23 protein-coding genes are annotated in these 17,829 nt (G+C 69.0%); 17 read left to right on the forward strand and 6 right to left on the reverse strand.

From position 1 onward, the window contains the following. Positions 1–212 precede the first annotated feature (212 nt). From VGE03_RS13575 to VGE03_RS13585, 3 genes are all read left to right on the forward strand, one after another. A complete protein-coding gene (locus VGE03_RS13575) occupies positions 213–632 on the forward strand; it encodes a hypothetical protein (RefSeq protein ID WP_331047007.1) in 420 nt (139 codons plus the stop codon). Then, positions 629–1,369, forward strand: a complete 741-nt coding sequence (locus VGE03_RS13580; RefSeq protein ID WP_331047008.1) for an RluA family pseudouridine synthase — start codon at positions 629–631, stop codon at positions 1,367–1,369. Before VGE03_RS13575 ends, VGE03_RS13580 begins: the two co-directional genes overlap by 4 nt. Before the next feature lie 164 nt (positions 1,370–1,533). Further along, positions 1,534–2,037, forward strand: a complete 504-nt coding sequence (locus tag VGE03_RS13585) for a CC0125/CC1285 family lipoprotein (RefSeq protein WP_331047009.1) — start codon at positions 1,534–1,536, stop codon at positions 2,035–2,037. A 96-nt stretch (positions 2,038–2,133) separates the two neighbouring features. Here the strand turns inward: VGE03_RS13585 and VGE03_RS13590 are convergent, their stop codons facing one another. Then, positions 2,134–3,360, reverse strand: a complete 1,227-nt coding sequence (locus tag VGE03_RS13590; protein ID WP_331047010.1) for a hypothetical protein — start codon at positions 3,358–3,360, stop codon at positions 2,134–2,136. Between the two features lie 201 nt (positions 3,361–3,561). Here VGE03_RS13590 and crcB point away from each other — a divergent pair, with 201 nt between their 5' ends. The 9 genes from crcB to VGE03_RS13635 all read left to right on the forward strand — a co-directional run bounded on the left by crcB (position 3,562) and on the right by VGE03_RS13635 (position 10,147). Next, entirely contained in the window at positions 3,562–3,948 is a 387-nt protein-coding gene (gene crcB / locus VGE03_RS13595) for a fluoride efflux transporter CrcB (RefSeq protein WP_331047011.1), read from the forward strand. A gap of 77 nt (positions 3,949–4,025) precedes the next feature. Beyond that, a complete protein-coding gene (locus VGE03_RS13600; RefSeq protein WP_331047039.1) occupies positions 4,026–5,003 on the forward strand; it encodes an RluA family pseudouridine synthase in 978 nt (325 codons plus the stop codon). Then, the gene (locus VGE03_RS13605; protein ID WP_331047012.1) at positions 5,000–5,671 is read left to right on the forward strand and encodes an HAD-IA family hydrolase; all 672 of its coding nucleotides are present in this window, start codon (positions 5,000–5,002) and stop codon (positions 5,669–5,671) included. Before VGE03_RS13600 ends, VGE03_RS13605 begins: the two co-directional genes overlap by 4 nt. 14 nt (positions 5,672–5,685) lie before the next feature. After that, complete coding sequence (locus VGE03_RS13610; RefSeq protein WP_331047013.1) at positions 5,686–6,447, forward strand: ATP12 family chaperone protein; 762 nt, start codon at positions 5,686–5,688, stop codon at positions 6,445–6,447. Between the two features lie 79 nt (positions 6,448–6,526). Continuing rightward, positions 6,527–6,994, forward strand: coding sequence for a hypothetical protein (locus tag VGE03_RS13615; protein ID WP_331047014.1), 468 nt, complete (start codon positions 6,527–6,529; stop codon positions 6,992–6,994). Next, complete coding sequence (locus VGE03_RS13620; RefSeq protein ID WP_331047015.1) at positions 6,991–7,293, forward strand: transcriptional regulator; 303 nt, start codon at positions 6,991–6,993, stop codon at positions 7,291–7,293. Before VGE03_RS13615 ends, VGE03_RS13620 begins: the two co-directional genes overlap by 4 nt. A 220-nt stretch (positions 7,294–7,513) precedes the next feature. Continuing rightward, a complete protein-coding gene (locus tag VGE03_RS13625) occupies positions 7,514–9,046 on the forward strand; it encodes an acyl-CoA carboxylase subunit beta (protein ID WP_331047016.1) in 1,533 nt (510 codons plus the stop codon). Positions 9,047–9,058: 12 nt separating this feature from the next. Then, the gene (locus VGE03_RS13630) at positions 9,059–9,823 is read left to right on the forward strand and encodes a hypothetical protein (protein WP_331047017.1); all 765 of its coding nucleotides are present in this window, start codon (positions 9,059–9,061) and stop codon (positions 9,821–9,823) included. A gap of 171 nt (positions 9,824–9,994) precedes the next feature. Further along, positions 9,995–10,147 carry a hypothetical protein gene (locus tag VGE03_RS13635; protein WP_331047018.1) on the forward strand — a complete coding sequence of 51 codons (153 nt, stop codon included), beginning with the start codon at positions 9,995–9,997 and terminating at the stop codon, positions 10,145–10,147. A gap of 231 nt (positions 10,148–10,378) precedes the next feature. Here the strand turns inward: VGE03_RS13635 and VGE03_RS13640 are convergent, their stop codons facing one another. Further along, positions 10,379–11,041 carry a hypothetical protein gene (locus VGE03_RS13640; protein WP_331047019.1) on the reverse strand — a complete coding sequence of 221 codons (663 nt, stop codon included), beginning with the start codon at positions 11,039–11,041 and terminating at the stop codon, positions 10,379–10,381. 44 nt (positions 11,042–11,085) lie between these two features. Next, the gene (locus tag VGE03_RS13645) at positions 11,086–11,478 is read right to left on the reverse strand and encodes a MerR family transcriptional regulator (RefSeq protein ID WP_331047020.1); all 393 of its coding nucleotides are present in this window, start codon (positions 11,476–11,478) and stop codon (positions 11,086–11,088) included. Between the two features lie 70 nt (positions 11,479–11,548). Here VGE03_RS13645 and VGE03_RS13655 point away from each other — a divergent pair, with 70 nt between their 5' ends. Together VGE03_RS13655 and VGE03_RS13660 are read left to right on the forward strand one after the other, a co-directional pair. Continuing rightward, positions 11,549–12,292 carry a MauE/DoxX family redox-associated membrane protein gene (locus tag VGE03_RS13655; RefSeq protein WP_414644959.1) on the forward strand — a complete coding sequence of 248 codons (744 nt, stop codon included), beginning with the start codon at positions 11,549–11,551 and terminating at the stop codon, positions 12,290–12,292. A gap of 87 nt (positions 12,293–12,379) precedes the next feature. Further along, the gene (locus tag VGE03_RS13660; RefSeq protein ID WP_331047021.1) at positions 12,380–12,628 is read left to right on the forward strand and encodes a hypothetical protein; all 249 of its coding nucleotides are present in this window, start codon (positions 12,380–12,382) and stop codon (positions 12,626–12,628) included. Here the strand turns inward: VGE03_RS13660 and VGE03_RS13665 are convergent, their stop codons facing one another. Further along, complete coding sequence (locus VGE03_RS13665; RefSeq protein ID WP_331047022.1) at positions 12,629–13,078, reverse strand: MarR family transcriptional regulator; 450 nt, start codon at positions 13,076–13,078, stop codon at positions 12,629–12,631. Between the two features lie 75 nt (positions 13,079–13,153). On the opposite strand from VGE03_RS13665, the gene VGE03_RS13670 reads away from it, so the two are divergent. Beyond that, positions 13,154–13,828: a glutathione S-transferase family protein gene (locus VGE03_RS13670; protein ID WP_331047023.1), complete on the forward strand. Its 675-nt coding sequence runs from the start codon at positions 13,154–13,156 to the stop codon at positions 13,826–13,828. Position 13,829: 1 nt separating this feature from the next. After that, on the forward strand, positions 13,830–14,360 hold the full coding sequence (locus tag VGE03_RS13675; RefSeq protein WP_331047024.1) for a dihydrofolate reductase family protein: 531 nt from the start codon (positions 13,830–13,832) through the stop codon (positions 14,358–14,360). On the opposite strand, the gene VGE03_RS13680 is transcribed toward VGE03_RS13675, so the two are convergent. Continuing rightward, positions 14,345–15,115: a pseudouridine synthase gene (locus VGE03_RS13680; RefSeq protein WP_331047025.1), complete on the reverse strand. Its 771-nt coding sequence runs from the start codon at positions 15,113–15,115 to the stop codon at positions 14,345–14,347. The two genes, VGE03_RS13675 and VGE03_RS13680, sit on opposite strands and share 16 nt — an antisense overlap. A 1-nt stretch (position 15,116) precedes the next feature. Next, positions 15,117–15,752 (reverse strand): DUF938 domain-containing protein, encoded by a 636-nt coding sequence (locus tag VGE03_RS13685; RefSeq protein ID WP_331047026.1) that lies wholly within the window; start codon positions 15,750–15,752, stop codon positions 15,117–15,119. A gap of 207 nt (positions 15,753–15,959) precedes the next feature. On the opposite strand from VGE03_RS13685, the gene VGE03_RS13690 reads away from it, so the two are divergent. Further along, the gene (locus VGE03_RS13690) at positions 15,960–17,804 is read left to right on the forward strand and encodes a phosphoenolpyruvate carboxykinase (GTP) (protein WP_331047027.1); all 1,845 of its coding nucleotides are present in this window, start codon (positions 15,960–15,962) and stop codon (positions 17,802–17,804) included. Positions 17,805–17,829: the final 25 nt, after the last annotated feature.

Genomic DNA, 17,829 nt, shown 5'->3' on the forward strand with positions numbered 1-17,829 from the left:
GCGCTCTGGTCAGCCTGATCTACGGCAAGTTCATCGACGCGCCGCCGCCCCCGCCGCCGGGCATGGAGATGATGCAGTGGATGCCGTTCGTCATCCTCGCCATCGCCGCCTTCCTGCTCTGGTACGCCTGGAGCATGGCCAAGAAGGGCGTTCTGCGCTGAGGGCTGGGGCAAGCTCTTGGGTCAGGAGCGGATCGTGCTAAGCGGTCGCGCATGCAGATCGTCGCTCCACGCCGCACCCTGACCCTCGCCGCCGCCTGCCTGATCGGGGCGGGCGTGCTGATCCAGTGGCTGCTGGGCTATCGGCTCAATCCGGGCTCGGCGCCGCTGGTCGAGATCGTGGCGCTGATCCTTTACGCCGCGGCCATCATCCTGATGGTGGTTCCGCAGGGGCGGGGACGGCCGCTGATGGCCGCCGGGCTGGGCTTCATCCTGATGGCCTGGGCGGTGCACCTGAACGCCCGCCTGTCCGTCTTCCTCGAGACCGAGGCCGGCGGCGACGTCATCGGAGCGCACCGCATCCTGCTGGCGACCCTGTTCGCGGGACCGTTCGCCGGTCTGATCGTGGGTGTCATCGCCGGACTGCTGGTGCGCGGGGATCGCATCCGCTTCACGCCCAAGGCCGCCTCGTGAGCGCTCCGTCTTCCGGAAAGCGGGCGCCCGTCGCGCTGACCCCCGAGGAGATCGCCGCTGTCCGCTCGTGGGTGATCCACGAGGACGAGCATGTGCTGGCCTTCAACAAGCCGTCCGGCCTGTCCAGTCAGGGCGGGCGGATTCAGGCGCATACGCTGGACGACCTGCTGTGGGCCTTCATGCGCTCGAACGGCAAGCGGCCCGAGCTGGTGCACCGGCTGGACCGCGACACCTCAGGCGTGATCCTCGCCGCCCGGACCAAGCCCGCCGCAGGCTTCCTCGGCAAGGCGATGCAGGCGCGACGGTTCAAAAAGACCTATCAGGCCCTGCTGTCGGCGGCGCCGGAGCCGCGCGCCGGGACCATCGACACGCCCCTCATCCGGCAGGAGATCGGGCGTGAGAGCTATACCCGCGCCGTCACCGCGGACACGCCGGGCGCGCAGGCGGCGCTGAGCCGCTATCGCACGCTCTCCGCATCGGAAGACGGGGCGCTGGTCGAGCTGGACCCCGCCACCGGGCGCATGCACCAGCTGCGCGTCCACATGGCCTCGATCGGCCGTCCCATGGCGGGCGACGTCCGCTACGGCGGCGCGCTGACGTTCGCCGGTCGCGGCGCGCCCCGGCTGATGCTGCATGCGTCGAAGCTGGTCTTCCCGCACCCCTCCGGCGGCTACGTCACCGTCGAGGCTCCGCTGCCCGCCGATTTCGAAGCGCTGAAGGCGGCGGCGGGGTTGTGAGGAGGGATTAGGGACCAGGGATTAGGGATTAAGGTCGACCCGGTCCGTGGCTGCGACCGCGCGCCAAACTCCGACACCTCCTAATCCCTCACGCGGCGCAGCCGCCGCTGGCCGGAACCCCCGCCCCCCGCTACGGTTACCCCTCCCGAACGTGGAGAGCCGTCATGAAGCGCCTTGTCCTGCCTGTGATCCTCGCCGCCGGTCTGGGCCTGTCGGCCTGCGCCAGCCTTGCGCCCTACGGCGCGCAGACCGGGCCGAACGGGCAGGGGTATTCGGAGCAGCGGATCGAGAGCAACCGCTACCGGGTCACCTACAACGGCGTCGGCGCGCCCGGCCCGGTGGCCGATTACGCCCTGCTGCGGGCGGCCGAACTGACCACCTCGCAGGGCTATGACTGGTTCGAGGTCACCCAGCGCTGGACCGACGGCCGGCCGGACAGCGCCGGCGGCGTCCGCCCCAACGTCGGCGTCAGCTACGGCGGCGGCAGCTACCGGGGGCCGTATGGCCGCTATTCCGGATCGGGCGTGGGCGTCGGCGTCGGCCTGAACTTCAGCGGCCCCTCGGCCACCTCGACCTCGCTGGAAGTCGTCATGGGCCGCGGCGCCAAGCCGGACCGGCCGGAGGCCTATGATGCGCGGGGGGTGCAGGAGGCGCTGGGGAGGTTCTAGGTTTTAGGTTGCAGGTTCTAGGTTACCGGTTCCGAAGGGCGAGGCTCAGGCCTTCCGCCATCTACCCCTGGAACCTGAACCCCTAGAGCCTAAAACCTATCTTCCCCGCGTCAGCGCCCGGTACTCCACCAGCCGCTCCTTGTCGCGGCGGACCTGATCCGCCACCGCGTTGTCGACGTCCAGCGAGGCGTAGCGGACCCAGCCCTCGACGCCGAGCTTGTCCTGGACCGCGGCCACCGGGGTGCGCCAGCGGAAGTAGGACAGCCAGCTGACCAGAACGCCCAGCGCCACGGCCAAGGCCTGCAGGGCGCGGAAGGCTCCGGCGTCGGCGGGGGCTGGCTCCAGCAGGAACAGGGCCAGCCAGACGATCAGCACCAGCGGCGTCATGATCCGCTGCGCCCAGCGCATCCAGTAGCGCTCGCGGCGGACGCGCCACAGCTCCATCTGGACGTATTTCTCGAGGTACTCCATCCGCGCGCCGATCCACATGGTCAGGCGGGTCAGATACAGGGCGCGGCGGCCCCAGCCCTTGCCGTCCATCTGGTACTGGGTCTCGGCCTGGTCGGCCATGGCGCGGGCGGAGGTGAACAGGTTTTGCAGCTCGCGCGTCCGCGTCACGATCTCGCGCGACAGCTCGTAGGAGTCGTTCTCCAGCTGGAAGCGGTACTGGATGAACAGGATCGCCTGCGCGGCCCAGAAGACGCCGACCACGGCCAGCATGGCGGCAAAGGCCAGCCCCAGACCCATCGGCGGCGAGCCGGTCCAGCTGGAGAACCAGGTCGGCCCCAGCGTCGCCAGCAGGGTGAAGGCGATCAGCGACAGCAGCTGGCTGCCCCGCTTGACCGAGACGTGCACCATCAGGGCGCGGAACACCCGGCGGCCGTAGTCGTGGATCAGCTTGCGGATGTCGCTGTCGACCGGGAATCGTTCCTCGATCTGGCGGCTGAACAGGACGTGGAAACGGTCCGGCTTGCCCTCGCTCTCCCAGAAGGGGAACAGGTCCAGCGGCTGGTTGAAATATTCGTCGATATGGCTGGACACCGCCGCCACCGAGGCCGGGTCGTACGAGAAATACTCGCTGTCCTGGATCGGGCGCAGGATGCCGTCGGCGCTGCGCAGGGGCGGGGCGGCCGTGTGCGAGGTCGGCTGCGGCGCCTCGCGGTGCGGGCTGTCCTCGGCGCCCGGCGGCGGCGGGTTCGGCGCGGCGTTCAGGCGCTGGTCATGGCCATGGCCGCCGTGGCCGCCGTCATGGGCGTGCGGCTCCGGCGCATTGTGCGGGTGCGCGTGCGGGTCGGGGGCGTGGTTGTGATCGTCGTGCGACATGGCGCTTCGGCGGTCCCTTGAGTCTCATTACGCGCGACTATGGCAGATCACGCGGCCCGGCGGACGGCGTTCTCTCACGACGCGAAGCGCCGCCGTTCGGGTATCGCCGTTAACCTTGCCCGGGAGCAAGTGAAGTTTCGGTCAGAACAAGAGGGCGCGTGGCCTTCGCTTTGACGACGGGCAGAGTATAAGCCCCGCACCATGACACGTTTCCTGATCGTTGCAGCCGGGGGCGCGCTGGGCGCCATGGCCCGCTACGGGCTGGGACGACTGCTGCCCGTGACCGGCGGCTGGCCCTGGCCGACGCTGACGGCCAACATTCTCGGCGGCCTGCTGATGGGTGTCCTGACCGGCTGGCTGGCCTTCAGGGGCGGGGCGCACGGCGAGAGCCTCCGCCTGTTCGCCGCCGTCGGCGTGCTGGGCGGCTTCACCACCTTCAGCGCCTTCTCGCTGGAGACGGTGCTGATGATCGAGCGCCGTCAGTTCGCCATGGCGGGCGGCTATGTCGCGATTTCGGTGGCCGCTTCGGTCATCGCCCTGTTTATCGGCCTGATCCTGGCCCGCCGCGCTTTCGGAGCCGCGATTTGACTGACGACGCCTACAATCCCGCTGACGGTGACGACGCCGCCGCCCCGAAGGACGCCCCCAAGCGCGAGGTCCAGACGATCTATGTGGCCGAGGCCGAGGACGGCATCCGGCTGGACCGCTGGTTTCGCCGCCGCTGGCCGCACCTGTCGAACATCCAGGTGCAGAAGATGGCCCGTTCGGGCCAGATCCGCGTGGACGGCGCCCGCATCAAGCCGGAAGGTCGCCTGACTGCCGGCGCCGCCGTGCGCGTGCCGCCGATCCCGGACGACACCTCGCGGCAGGCGGGCGACGCTCACACCCTGTCCGAGAAGGACATCGCCTTCGCCAGGTCCCTCGTTCTCTATGAGGACGACATGGTCATCGCCCTGAACAAGCCGCACGGTCTGGCCGTGCAGGGCGGCACCAAGACCAGCCGCCACGTCGATCGCCTGCTGGGCGCCTGGGGCGAGGGGATGGAGCGCCCGCGTCTGGTGCACCGCCTCGACCGCGACACCTCGGGCGTGCTGCTGCTCGGCAAGGGACCGGAGGCGGCCAAGCGGCTGGCCGGCGCCTTCGCCCGGCGTCAGGCGAAGAAGACCTACTGGGCCATCGTCATCGGCAACCCCAAGCCGTCGGCGGGCCAGATCGACATGCCGCTGAAGAAGACCGGCATCAACGACTTCGAGATGATGCGCCCGGCCGAGCGCAAGGACCCGCGCGCCGAACCGGCCGAGACGGCCTTCACCACCATCTCCAGAGCCGCCCACCGCGCGGCGTGGATGGCGCTGCGTCCCTTCACCGGCCGGACGCACCAGCTGCGCGCCCACATGGCCGCCATCGGCCACCCGATCCTCGGCGATCCGAAGTACGGCGACGACAAGTCCCGCGAACTGTCCGGCCCGCTGAAGCTGCAACTCCACGCCCGCCGCATCGAGCTGGACCACCCCGCGGGCGGCAAGCTGATCGTCGAGGCCCCGCTGAGCCCCGAGATGAAGGCCGGCTTCGCCCACTTCGGCTTCGATCCGCACGAGGCGGACGGGGAGGACCCGTTCGAGGGCGTGAGGCGGCAGCGATGACCCGCCCCCTCGCGGTTTTCGATATCGACGGCACCCTGGTGGACAGCCGGGCCTCCATCCATCGCGCGGCCTGCGACGCCGCGCGGGACATGGGGCTGCCCGAGCCGGAGTATGATCGGGTCCGCATGATCGTGGGCCTGTCGCTGGAGCATGCGATGGCGGTGCTGGAGCCGGGGCTGGACGCCGAGGGGCTGGCCCGGTTCGTCGCCGGCTTCCGCGCCAGCTTCAACCGGATGTACGCCGAGGGGCATGAGGAGCCGCTGTACGACGGCGCCATGGATCACCTGCGCCGCCTGCACCGCGACGGCTGGCGTCTGGCGCTGGCGACCGGCCAGAACCGCCGGGGCGTGGCCCGCAATCTGGCCCGGCAGGGCTGGGCCGACCTGTTCCTGTCCAGTCACTGCGCCGAGGACGGCCCGGGCAAGCCGGACCCCGCCATGCTGCATGCGGCCATGGCGGCGTGCGGCGCGGATGCGGCCTCGACCGTGATGATCGGCGACACCGCCCACGATGCGACCATGGCGGTCAACGCGGGCGTCCTGCCGCTGGGCGTCGGCTGGGGCTTCCATACGCCCGAGGAACAGATCGCCGGCGGCGCCCGCCATGTGGCGAAGAGCTTCGGCGAGCTGAACGTGGTGCTGGACGGCTTCGCCCGCAGCTACGACTGAGACTGAGAGACCTGATGTCCCACATCCCCCCGCTCGATCCCAACGTCGCCGCCCGCAAGGGCTTCCGCGAGTCCGAGGAGCGGCTGAAGCGCTTCTGGAAGGCGGTCGACGTCGCCGAAGGGGAGGGCGGCTGGACCGTCCTGCTGGACGGCCGCGCGCCCAAGACCCCGGCCCATGCGAAGCTGACCCTGCCGACCGGGGCCTCCGCGCGTCTGGTCGCCGGGGAATGGGCCGCGCAGGGCGAGTTTATCGCGCCGGAGACCATGCCCGCCACCCGTCTGGCCTCGACCGCCATCGACCGGGTCAGCCAGGTGCGCGAGGCCGTGGCCGCGGAGGTCGCCGCCTACGCCGGGTCCGACGCCCTCTGCTACCCGGCCGAGGCGCCCGGCTCGCTGGTCGAGCAGCAGGCCCGCGAATGGGGACCATGGCGCGACTGGGCCCGCGAACTGGGCGTGCCGCTGGCGGTCGCCGAGGGCATCACCCACAAGGCCCAGGACCCCGCCGCCGTCGCCCGCGTGCGCGAACTGGCGCTGGCTCTGGACGACTTCGCCCTGACCGGCCTGGCCGCCGCCGTGCCCCTGCTGGGCTCGGCCGTGCTGGGTCTGGCGGTGCAGCGCGGCGCCCTGTCGGGCGAGGCCGCCTTCGACCTGTCCCGCCTCGACGAGGCCTTCCAGGAGAGCCGCTGGGGCGTGGACGAGGAAAACGCCCTGCGCACCGCCGCCCGTCGCGACGAGGCGGTGCTGTTCGACCGGTGGTTCCGGGCGCTGGAGGGCTAACTTTCCACTTCGGAAAGTTTTGACTTGCCAACATGGAAAGTCCGCGTCATTTTCCACATCGGAAAGTGAGAACGACGCCATGACCGACGACCAGTCCAACCAGAGCCCCGCCGAGGCGCTCGCCGCCATCGAGGCCTCCCGCAAGGCCGTGCACGACCGGGTCGCCGGCGGCGGCTGGCGCTATGACCTGACCTATGCGGCGATCACCGCCGGCATGGTGGCCGGGCAGGCGTTCGACGTGCCCTGGAACGTTCTGGCCAGCAGCCTGGGCGTGCTGGGGCTGATGGTCATCTTCCAGCGCGAGACCAAGCGAACGGGGCTGCGCCTGACCGGCCTGTCGCCGCGCTGGGCCCGCTGGGTGGCCGTGGGGATCGGCCTGGCGTTCGCCGCCGCCATGATCACCCTGGTCGTCATCCGCAGGCAGTCGCCCGAAACGCCCGTGGGCCTGATCGCGGGCGTGGCGGCGGTCGTCACCTTCGGCGTGGCCCTGATCGGCTCGCGCATCTGGCGCCGCGTCTATCGCGCCGAGATGAGGCTGCACCGTTGAGCGCCGCACCCCGGTTCGACGCCGTGATCCACGCCCCCGGGCGGCTGCAGATCTGCGGCATCCTTTCGGCCGCCGACGAGGCCGAGTTCGCCATGATGCGCGACACCCTCGGCGTCTCGGACTCCGTCCTGTCCAAGCACCTGAAGGCGCTGGAGGAGGCGGGCCATATCGCGGTCCGCAAGGCCGCGGCCGACGGCCGCCAGCGGACGTGGGCCGCGCTGACTCCGTCGGGGCGCAAGGTCTTCGCCAGCCATGTGGCCGAGCTGCAGAGGCTGGCGGGGATCGTTCCTCCCGCCTGAGATATTATACGCTCATCCCCGCGAAGGCGGGGACCCGGTTCTGTCCAGCCTGACGCCGGTGCTTCAGGACGACGTCCTTCGGTCAGAATGATCGGTCTCGTCACCCGAAGCACCGGGTCCCCGCCTTCGCGGGGATGAGCGGAGGGTTGTGCAAGTGCTCGCCACCCCGCTTGCCACCGACCCCGCGTCTCCTTAAGCCTCGCGCTCAAGGAGACGCCCCATGCAAGACATCCTCGAACAGCTTGAAGCCCGCCGCGCGGCCGCCCGTCTGGGCGGTGGCCAGAAGCGGATCGAAGCGCAGCACGCCAAGGGCAAGCTGACCGCCCGCGAACGCATCGAGGTGCTGCTGGACGAGGGCTCCTTCGAGGAAACCGACATGTTCGTGGAGCACCGCTCGCACGACTTCGGCATGGAGAAGCAGCGCATTCCGGGCGACGGCGTGGTCACCGGCCGCGGCACCATCGGCGGCCGTCTGGTCTATGTCTTCTCCAAGGACTTCACCGTCTTCGGCGGTTCGCTGTCGGGCGCCCACGCGGCCAAGATCGTCAAGCTGCAGAAGATGGCCCTGACCTCGGGCGCGCCGATCATCGGCCTGTTCGACGCGGGCGGCGCCCGCATCCAGGAGGGCGTCGAGTCGCTGGCCGGCTATGCCGACATCTTCCTGCAGAACACCCTGGCCTCGGGCGTCATCCCCCAGATCAGCGTCATCATGGGCCCGTGCGCGGGCGGCGACGTCTATTCGCCCGCCATCACCGACTTCATCTTCATGGTGAAGGACACGTCCTACATGTACGTGACCGGCCCGGACGTGGTGAAGACCGTCACCAACGAGGTGGTCAGCCACGAGGACCTGGGCGGCGCCTCGGTCCACACCAAGAAGTCGGGCGTCTCGGACGGCGCCTTCGAGAACGATCTGGAGGCCCTGTCGGAAGTCCGCCGCCTGATCGGCTTCCTGCCCCTGTCGAACCGCGAGAAGCCGCCGGTCCGCGAGAGCTATGACGATCCGGAGCGGGACGAGGCGTCGCTGGACACCCTGATCCCGACCAATCCGAACCAGCCCTACGACATGAAGGAGCTGATCCTGAAGACGGTCGACGAGGCCGAGTTCTTCGAGATCGGCGCCGACTTCGCCAAGAACATCGTCTGCGGCTTCGGTCGTCTGGACGGCCAGTCGGTGGGCATCGTCGCCAACCAGCCGCAGGTGCTGGCGGGCGTGCTGGACATCGACTCCAGCCGCAAGGCCGCGCGTTTCGTCCGCTTCTGCGACGCCTTCCACATCCCGCTGGTGACCCTGGTCGACGTGCCCGGCTTCATGCCCGGCACCCGTCAGGAGTACGGCGCCCTGATCAAGCACGGCGCCAAGCTGCTGTTCGCCTATGCCGAGGCCACCGTGCCCAAGCTGACCGTCATCACCCGCAAGGCCTACGGCGGCGCCTATGACGTGATGAGCTCGAAGCACCTGCGCGGCGACGTCAACTACGCCTGGCCCTCGGCCGAGATCGCCGTCATGGGCGCCAAGGGCGCGGTCGAGATCATCTTCCGCAAGGAGGCCGGCGACCCGGAGGCGCTGGCGGCGCGCGAGGCCGAGTACAAGGAACGCTTCGCCAACCCCTTCGTCGCGGCGGGCCTCGGCTACATCGACGACGTGATCATGCCGCACGGCACGCGCCGCCGGCTGATCAAGGCGCTACGGACGCTGAAGGGGAAGGTGCAGGAGAACCCGTGGAAGAAGCACGATAATATTCCGCTGTAGGGGGCAGGCCCCATGGTTCGGCTGTTTCCACTGCAATTTACGAAGGCGGAACTAGATCAAATTCCCGCGCATCATCGAATAGCTTTTCTAGGCTTGGGGCAGGTCGCGAACGAGACGTCGATCCTGATGCGATTGAGCTTGGGCGCCATCGGATCGATGCGGCCGCCGCAGCCGGTTAGCGATATGGCCAATGCTACGGCAATGTTCGCTCTGAGAATGCTGGCGGGCCGGATCTGGGAAGCGCGCTTGTTTCTAAACAGTGCAGAAGTGGCAACGGCGTTTCGTGAAGTTTGCGACCTTGCGCTGCGCGTTGATCAGAGAACTCAAGCTGAAATTGATCAAGCTACCGCCGGGCGAGCGGAGTTGTTTCGTCAACTTGACGGACCAAACATTATTCGGCCGCTTAGAAATCGTGCGAGCTTCCACACTGAAGTTGCCTTGCTCACCGAAAGCTATGATGCGCTTCCTGAGGCGATCAACTTCGTTGATCACTTGGATTCATCACGAGGAAATTCGGTCTATGGGGCGTCCGAGACACTGCACCTGACAGCACTGTCAGCTCTCTTGAAAGAACCGAACTACGAGGTCGCACTTGTAACCGCAGCCACGGAGATTAGCGAGGCTGTTGGCAAGCTGGGAGATTTCATTGACGGCTTCATGGTTGCGTTTGTCATTGGCCACTTCGGGCCAGAGCGGATGCGGGGAGCGCGTATAGAAGTTCCAGCGGTTCCTCTGGATGAACTCACGATTCCTCTCTTCTTCACCCATGCAGAGTAGCCTCTGACTAACCTCCTCTTCCTCTGTTCCCGCAACCGTCTCCGCTCGCCCACGGCGGAGCAGGTCTTCGCCTCATGCCCCGGCGTCGAGACGGCCTCCGCCGGGCTGGCGCCGGATGCGGAGGAGGAATGCTCGGCCGAGCTGGTCGAGTGGGCCGACATCATCTTCGTCATGGAGAAGGCGCACCGGTCGAAGCTGCAGCGCCGCTTCCGCAACCACCTGAAGCAGGCGCGGGTGGTGTGCCTCGACATCCCCGACGACTACGCCTTCATGCAGCCCGAGCTGGTGGCGCTGCTGGAGAAGAAGGTGGGGCGGTATCTGTGACGCTCACCTCTCCATCGCCCCTTCAAGGCGAATGGAGAGGACAGATCGGCGCGTCAGCGCCGATCAGGTGAGGGCGGCTCCGTCAGGGCCGGAGAGGTCTCGAACACCGGTGTCGGCGGCTCATCACCCATCGCCCGCGCCGCCCCCTCCTGATCGCTGCGCGATCTGTCCTCCCCATTCGCCTTGAAGGGGCGATGGGGAGGTGAGGCCGAGGCGCTTGCCTCCGCCCCCTCACTCCACCAGCGCATTCGCCACTACCACCACCCCGGTGGTCGCCACGAACAGGCCCACGGCCCACAGGCCTGCCCGCCAGCCGCCCATGCCCTCCACCGACATCAGCCAGCGGCGCTGGATGGCGACGTACCAGACGGTGGTGGCGGCCACGAGGAGGGAGCCGGCGATCGTGGTCCAGTCGCTGATGTCCTGCACCCCCATCGACCCCAGGCTGACCAGGATAGAGGTCGCGCCCGAGAGGTAGCACTGGGCGAAGAAGGGCGGGCGCAGGGTGTCGCGGTCGACCTTGTGGCCCGACAGCCTCAGCCAGGCCCAGGCGAAGACCAGCGGGTGCAGGCTGAACATCAGGGCGCGGAAGATCAGCAGGTTCTGGTCGCTGGAGGTCACCAGCCGGCTCAGGCTGTCGCGGTGCTGCTCGACCCCGAAGCCCAGCATCATCTCCAGCCCGTGCGCCAGCAGCAGGCTGAGCACCAGGAACATCGGCGGGCTGAGGGTCTCGAGGTACTGCTTCTCGGGCTTGTCGCGCTGCTCGCTGTCCGAATACCGCATCGTTTTCAGCGGATGGATCAGCGTCATGAACAGGGTGCGCGGATAGAAGAGCAGCCACGACATGACCTCGTAGAGCAACTCCTCGACCGAGCGCAGGATGGTCAGGAACATGGGCGGCGACTCCCGGTTGCGCGGGGAGGGTAACGTAGAAAGTCTTACCCGTGTCCCTCGAACGCCGTGATGATCGGGCAGGGGCCCTTGCCGCCGTCGCCGCAGGCCCGGGCCAGCCGGCGCAGGGCGGTTCGCGCCCCCTCCAGTTCGGCGATCCTCGCGTCCAGCTCGACCAGCCGCGCCTGCGCCAGCTCGCGCGCTCGGGCCCGGTCCTGCCCGGCGTCCAGGGCCAGCAGTTCGCCGATCTGCTCCAGGGTGAAGCCCGCGGTCTGGGCCGAGCGGATGAAGCGCAGGCGGCGCCGGTCCGCCTCGCCGTAGCGACGCACGCCCCCGGCGTCCGGCGGCGTCTCCAGCAGGCCGCGCCGCTGGTAGTAGCGGACGGTCTCGACCCCCACGCCGCCGTCGCGGGCGAGGCCGGATATGGTCAGGTCGGTCATCCCTTGACTCCGTACCATGGTACGGACCCCAGATAGGGCGCGTGTCGTTACCGACAAGCTGGAGATCCTGATGTCCGACCCCCGAAAGACCGCCGTCCTGTATCGCATGGTCATGCCCGACCATGTCTGTCCGTATGGCCGCAAGGCCCTGTGGCTGCTGAAGCGCAAGGGCTATGCGGTCGAGGATCGCCACCTGACCACCCGGGCGGAGACCGACGCCTTCAAGGCGGAGCACGGGGTGGCGACCACGCCCCAGACCTTCATCGACGGCCGGCGGGTCGGGGGCTACGAGGACCTGCGCCGCTTCTTCGGCCAGAAGGTCCCTGAGCCCGGCGCCACCAGCTATGTCCCCGTGCTGGCGGTGTTCGCCGTGGCGCTGCTGCTGGCGCTGGTGGTGGTCTGGTGGATGGACGGGCCGGTGCTGGACAACCTTGTGCCCGCCTTCATCGCCATCGCCATGTGTCTGCTGGCCATGCTGAAGCTGCAGGACGTCGAGAAATTCTCGACCATGTTCCTGAACTACGACCTGCTGGCCCGGAAGTGGCCGCCCTACGGCTACATCTACCCCTTCGCCGAGCTGGGCGCGGGCGTGCTGATGCTGGCGGGGGTCCTGACCTGGGTGTCGGCGCCGGTGGCGCTGGTGATAGGCGGGATCGGGGCGGTGTCGGTGTTCAAGGCGGTCTATGTCGACCGGCGCCGTCTGAAATGCGCCTGCGTCGGCGGTTCGTCCAATGTGCCGCTGGGGTTCGTGTCCCTGACCGAGAACCTGATGATGATCGCCATGGCCGTCTGGATGCTGCTGTCCGTCCACTGAAGGTGACGAAAGACGGGAATCATTTCACATGTAATGCACGTATGACGGGAAAACCGCCGTTTCTGACCCCCGAAGAAGGGACAGGGCATGTGGATGAGAGGACTGGAGGGGGCCGTGCGCGTGCGCTGTCCCGAATGTTTCGAAGCCGACTGGCGCACGCGGATCGAGCTGGACAGCGGGCGGGTCTTCACCTGCTACATGTGCCTCTGCCGAAGCGAGAAACCTCTGCCCGCCAAGGGCTTCAAGGAGGGATGCGCCACCCGCCTGGCGTCGGTCGGGCGGCGCGTCCGGGACCTGTTCCACAAGCGCGACGGGCGGGACGGCGCGGTGGTCTGATCAGCGCCCCAGCAGGCGTTTGAGATCGCCGCGGACCCGGTCGCCGTTCCCGTCCAGCAGGTCGGCCTCCAGTTGCCGGTGGGTCTCGACCCACAACGGCTTGGCCCGGGCCAGCAGGGCCTGCCCGGCTTCGGTCAGGCCGACCCGCCGGCCGCGCCGGTCATCCGGATCGATGGTGGCGACGACCGCGCCGGAGCGCTCCAGCGGCTTCAGATTGGCGGTGACGGTGGAGCGGTCCATGGCCAGGGTCTCGGCGACCTGGCTGATCGTCGGGGGCGTCGGGCGGTTCAGGCTGTTCAGCAGCGAGAACTGGCCGCTGGTCAGGCCCAGCGGGCGGAACACCTCGTCAAACCGCCGCGACAGCGCCCGCGCCGCCTGCTGCGCGTGCAGGCACAGGCAGTGATCCCGGATGTGCAGGGTGCTCGCGAAGGGCTCGGGCAGGTTTGACATGCGTCGAGATAGGTTGATATCAACTCAAACGTCAAGAAATGACCGGCCGCAGAGCCAAGGCAAGAGGAAACGCCGATGATCCAGGTGACAGCCTTCAAATGGGTGCCGCCCTTCGCCCAGGGCTCGGTGCGGGATATCCGGGTGCGCTGGGCGCTGGAGGAGGCGGGGCTGGGCTATGACGACCAACTGATCGGCTTCGAGGATCAGGCCACGCCCGCCTACCGCGCGATGCAGCCCTTCGGGCAGGTGCCGGCCTATCGCGACGACTCCGTCGAGATGTTCGAGAGCGGCGCCATCGTCCTGTGGATCGCCCAGGGCTCGGATCAGCTGATGCCCGCCGATGACGCGGGCCGGGCCATGGTCATGACCTGGCTGTTCGCGGCCATGAACAGCGTCGAGCCCTTCGTCGCCGAGCTGGCGACCATCGACCTGTTCAACGCCGACAAGGACTGGGCCAAGGCCCGTCGCCCGGAGGTCGAGACCTTCCTGCGCAAGCGACTGGGCGACCTGCAGACGGCGCTGGGCGAGCGCCGGTGGTTCGCCGGCGACCGGTTCAGCGCGGCGGACATCCTGATGACCCACGTCCTGCGCGACCTGCGCCACACCGACATCCTGGCCGACTTCCCGGTCCTGACGGCCTATGTCGCCCGTTGCGAGGCCCGCCCGGCCTTCAAACGCGCGCTGGAGGACCAGCTGAAGCCCTTCCGCGCGGCCGAGGCGAAGAACCCGGCGCTGGTCGGGGGCGCCTGACATGGCCCGTCTCGTCTTCGGCATGAACCAGTCGCTGGACGGCTATGTCGACCACGACGCCTTCGCCCCCGACGCCGTCCTGTTCCGCCACTTCATCGATCAGGTGAAAGGGCAGGCGGGCGGGCTGTATGGCCGTCGGCTCTACGAGATCATGGCCTACTGGGACGAGGATCATCCCGAGTGGACCGCTGACGAGCGGGAGTTCGCGGAAGGCTGGCGCGCGCATCCGAAATGGGTGGTGTCGCGCTCGTTGAAGTCGGTCGGCCCCAACGCCACCCTGATCTCCGGCGACGTCGAGGCGGCGGTCCGCAAGCTGAAGGCGGAGGTCGAGGGCGAGATCGAGGTCGGTGGTCCGACGCTGGCGAAGAGTCTCGGTGAGATGGGCCTGATCGATGCCTGGCGCATCTACCTGCACCCCTATGTCACCGGCGGCGGTACGCCCTATTTCGCGGGGCCGCGCCCGCCGCTGCATTTCGTCAGCAGCGAGCGGATCGGCGCCGAGGCGATCTTGCTGACCTACGAACCGGCCTGACCGCCCCGGATCAGGGCATCGCGCTCGGCCGGGGTCAGGGCCCGCCATTTGCCCTCGGGCAGGTCGCCCAGATGCAGCGGGCCGATGCGGATGCGGTGCAGGTCGATGACCCGCAGCTCGACCAGGTCGGCCATGCGACGGATCTGGCGGTTGCGGCCTTCCTTCAGGATGAAGCGCAGCAGTTGGGGCTCGACCACGGTCACCCGGGCGGGCTTCAGCCTGCGCCCGTCCAGCTCGAGCCCGTGGCGCAGTTTCGTCAGCTTGGCCTCGGTCACCTGACCGCGCACCCGGACCAGATACTCCTTGTCGAGATCGGACTCCGGTCCGATCACCGCCTTGGCCACCACCCCGTCGGAGGACAGCAGCAGCAGGCCGCGGGAGTCCTCGTCCAGCCGCCCGATGGGGGGCAGGGAGGCGCGGCCCGGGGGCTCGGCGTCGCCGATGCGGTTGGCGATGGTCATCAGCCGCACCGCCGGGATCTTGCCCGGCTCGGGCTGGCCGGAGACGTAGCCGACCGGCTTGTGCAGGATCAGGGTCTGGCCCTGCGCCAGCTCGGCCGTGGCGCTGTCGTTGAGCGTCAGGGTCTGGCCCTGTTCCAGCTTGCGGCCCGCGTCGCGGACCACCTCGCCGTCGATGGACACCAGACCGTCGGCGATCAGGGCGTCGGCCTCGCGCCGCGAGCAGACGCCCGACTGGCCCAGCCATTTGTTGATGCGGACGGGTTCGGCGCCGTCGTAGGTCCGGGTCCACGCCATCTCAGACCGCCCGGAACAGCAGCATGATGTTGTTGGCCGGCATCTCGACCCGCCGGGTCAGCGCCAGTCCCGCCGTCCGCGCCTCGGCGACGACCTGGTCGCGATCGCGCAGGCCCCAGTCGGGGTTTCGCGCCTTCAGGCTGTCGTCGAAGGCGGCGTTGGACGGCGCCAGGTCCGTGTCGGGCTCGATATAGGGGCCGTACAGGATCAGCAGGCCTCCGGGGCGGCGCAGGGCGCGTCCGGCCAGACGCATCAGGCCCCCGGTCGCGGCCCAGGGGCTGATGTGGATCATGTTGATGCACAGCAGGGCGTCGAACGGCCCCTCGGGCCAGCCGCTCTCGTCCAGCATGTCCAGCGCCGGCGGCGGGTTCAGGTTGGGCAGGTTCGCCTGCGCGGCGCGGGCGGCGATGCTGGCGCGGGCCTCCGGCGACGGGTCGCTGGGCGTCCAGTCGAGGCCGGGCAGGGCGCCCGCGAAATGGACGGCGTGCTGGCCGCTGCCGGCGGCGATCTCCAGCACCCGGCCCCGGGCGGGCAGATGGGCGCGCAGGACCTCCAGAATCGGCTCCGCGTTGCGGATCGAGGCGGGCGAGTTCATCGCGCCTTCCGGAGTCGCGGTCAGGGCGTCCATGGTCTGCATGCCCGCCCGATACCCCGCCTCGGGCCGGATCGCGACCGGAAATATGCGGGCCCGACCCTCGCCGGGTATCGCGGGAGGTTGAAACTTGCGCCGGTTGACGACGCTCCGGGTTCGGTGTCATTCCGCCTGAAACATTGCGTGATCACACGCAAGGGAGAGGCCACGGCGGCGTCAGATCGCCGGGCTGACCGGTTCAGGAGAGAGCGCGTGACCCAGTCCATCCCCGGCCTTCACCCGGCCCCGACCCGCCATGCCGGCCTCATCGCCTGGGTGGAGCAGATCGCGGCGCTGACCAAGCCCGCCCGCGTCCACTGGTGCGACGGCTCGGAAACCGAGAAGGCCGCCATCGTCGCGGATCTGATCGACAAGGGCACGCTGAAGGCGCTGGACCCGGTCAAGCGTCCGGGCAGCTACTACGCCGCCTCGGACCCCAAGGACGTGGCCCGCGTCGAGAGCCGCACCTTCATCTGTTCGGCCAACCAGATCGACGCCGGCCCGACCAACAACTGGGCCGATCCGGTCGAGATGCGCGCCCGCATGGACGGGCTGTTCGACGGCTGCATGGCCGGGCGGACGATGTACGTCGTGCCGTTCTCGATGGGGCCGCTGGGCTCGAAGATCAGCGCCCTGGGCGTCGAGATCACCGACAGCGGCTATGTCGCCGTCTCGATGGGCATCATGACCCGCATGGGCCAGCCGGCGCTGGACGTGCTGGGCGACGACGGCGTGTTCGTGCCTGCCGTCCACACCCTCGGCGCCCCGCTGGCCGATGGTCAGGCCGACGTGCCGTGGCCGTGCAATGACGACAAGTGGATCGTCCACTATCCCGAGACCCGCGAGATCTGGTCCTACGGCTCGGGCTACGGCGGCAACGCCCTGCTGGGCAAGAAATGCTACGCCCTGCGTATCGCCTCGGTCATGGCCCGCGACGAGGGCTGGCTGGCCGAGCACATGCTGATCCTCAAGCTGACCGATCCGAAGGGCCGCGCCAAGTATGTCGCCGCCGCCTTCCCGTCGGCCTGCGGCAAGACCAACCTGGCCATGCTCCAGCCGACGCTGGAGGGCTGGACGGCCGAGACCATCGGCGACGACATCGCCTGGATGCGCTTCGGCGACGACGGCCGCCTGTACGCCGTGAACCCGGAAGCCGGTTTCTTCGGCGTCGCGCCGGGCACCAGCCGGAACACCAACCAGAACGCCCTGGCGACCCTGGCCTCGAACACCGTCTTCACCAACACCGGCCTGACCGATGACGGCGACGTCTGGTGGGAAGGGCTGACCAAGGAAGCCCCCGAAGGCCTGACCAACTGGAAGGGTGCGGCCCACGATCCGGCCTCGGGCGAGCCCGCCGCCCACCCGAACGCCCGCTTCGCCGCCCCGGCGCACCAGTGCCCGACCATCGCGCCCGAGTGGGAAGACCCGCAGGGCGTGCCGATCGACGCCATCCTGTTCGGCGGCCGCCGCGCCTCGGCCGTGCCGCTGGTGACCGAGGCCTTCGACTGGGAGCACGGCGTCTTCATGGGCTCGTCGGTCGCCTCGGAAGGCACCGCCGCCGCCGAGAACAAGGTCGGCGAGCTGCGCCGTGACCCGTTCGCGATGCTGCCCTTCTGCGGCTACAACATGGGCGACTACTTCGCCCACTGGCTGTCGATGGGCGGCAAGACGGATGCGTCGAAGCTGCCGCGCCTCTACTTCGTCAACTGGTTCCGCAAGAACGAGGACGGCAAGTTCATCTGGCCGGGCTTCGGCGACAACGCCCGCGTGCTGAAGTGGATTTCGGAGCGTCTGGACGGCGAGGCCGAGGCCGTGGACACCCCGGTCGGCCGCGTGCCGTCGGCCGAGGCGCTGGACCTGTCGGGCCTGACCCTGTCGGACGCCGACCTGGCGACCCTGCTGGATGTCGACGCCGAGGTCTGGGCCGAGGAAGCCGCCCTGATCCCCGCCTTCTACGAGACCTTCGGTGATCGCCTGCCGAAGGCCCTGTGGGACCAGCACGCCGCCCTGACCGCGCGCGTCGACGCCCGCCGCGCCGCCGCCATCGCGGCGGAGTAGCGAGCCCGGGCACGGTCGGCGCTCA

Source organism: Brevundimonas sp., assembly GCF_036400995.1.
GTDB lineage: Bacteria > Pseudomonadota > Alphaproteobacteria > Caulobacterales > Caulobacteraceae > Brevundimonas.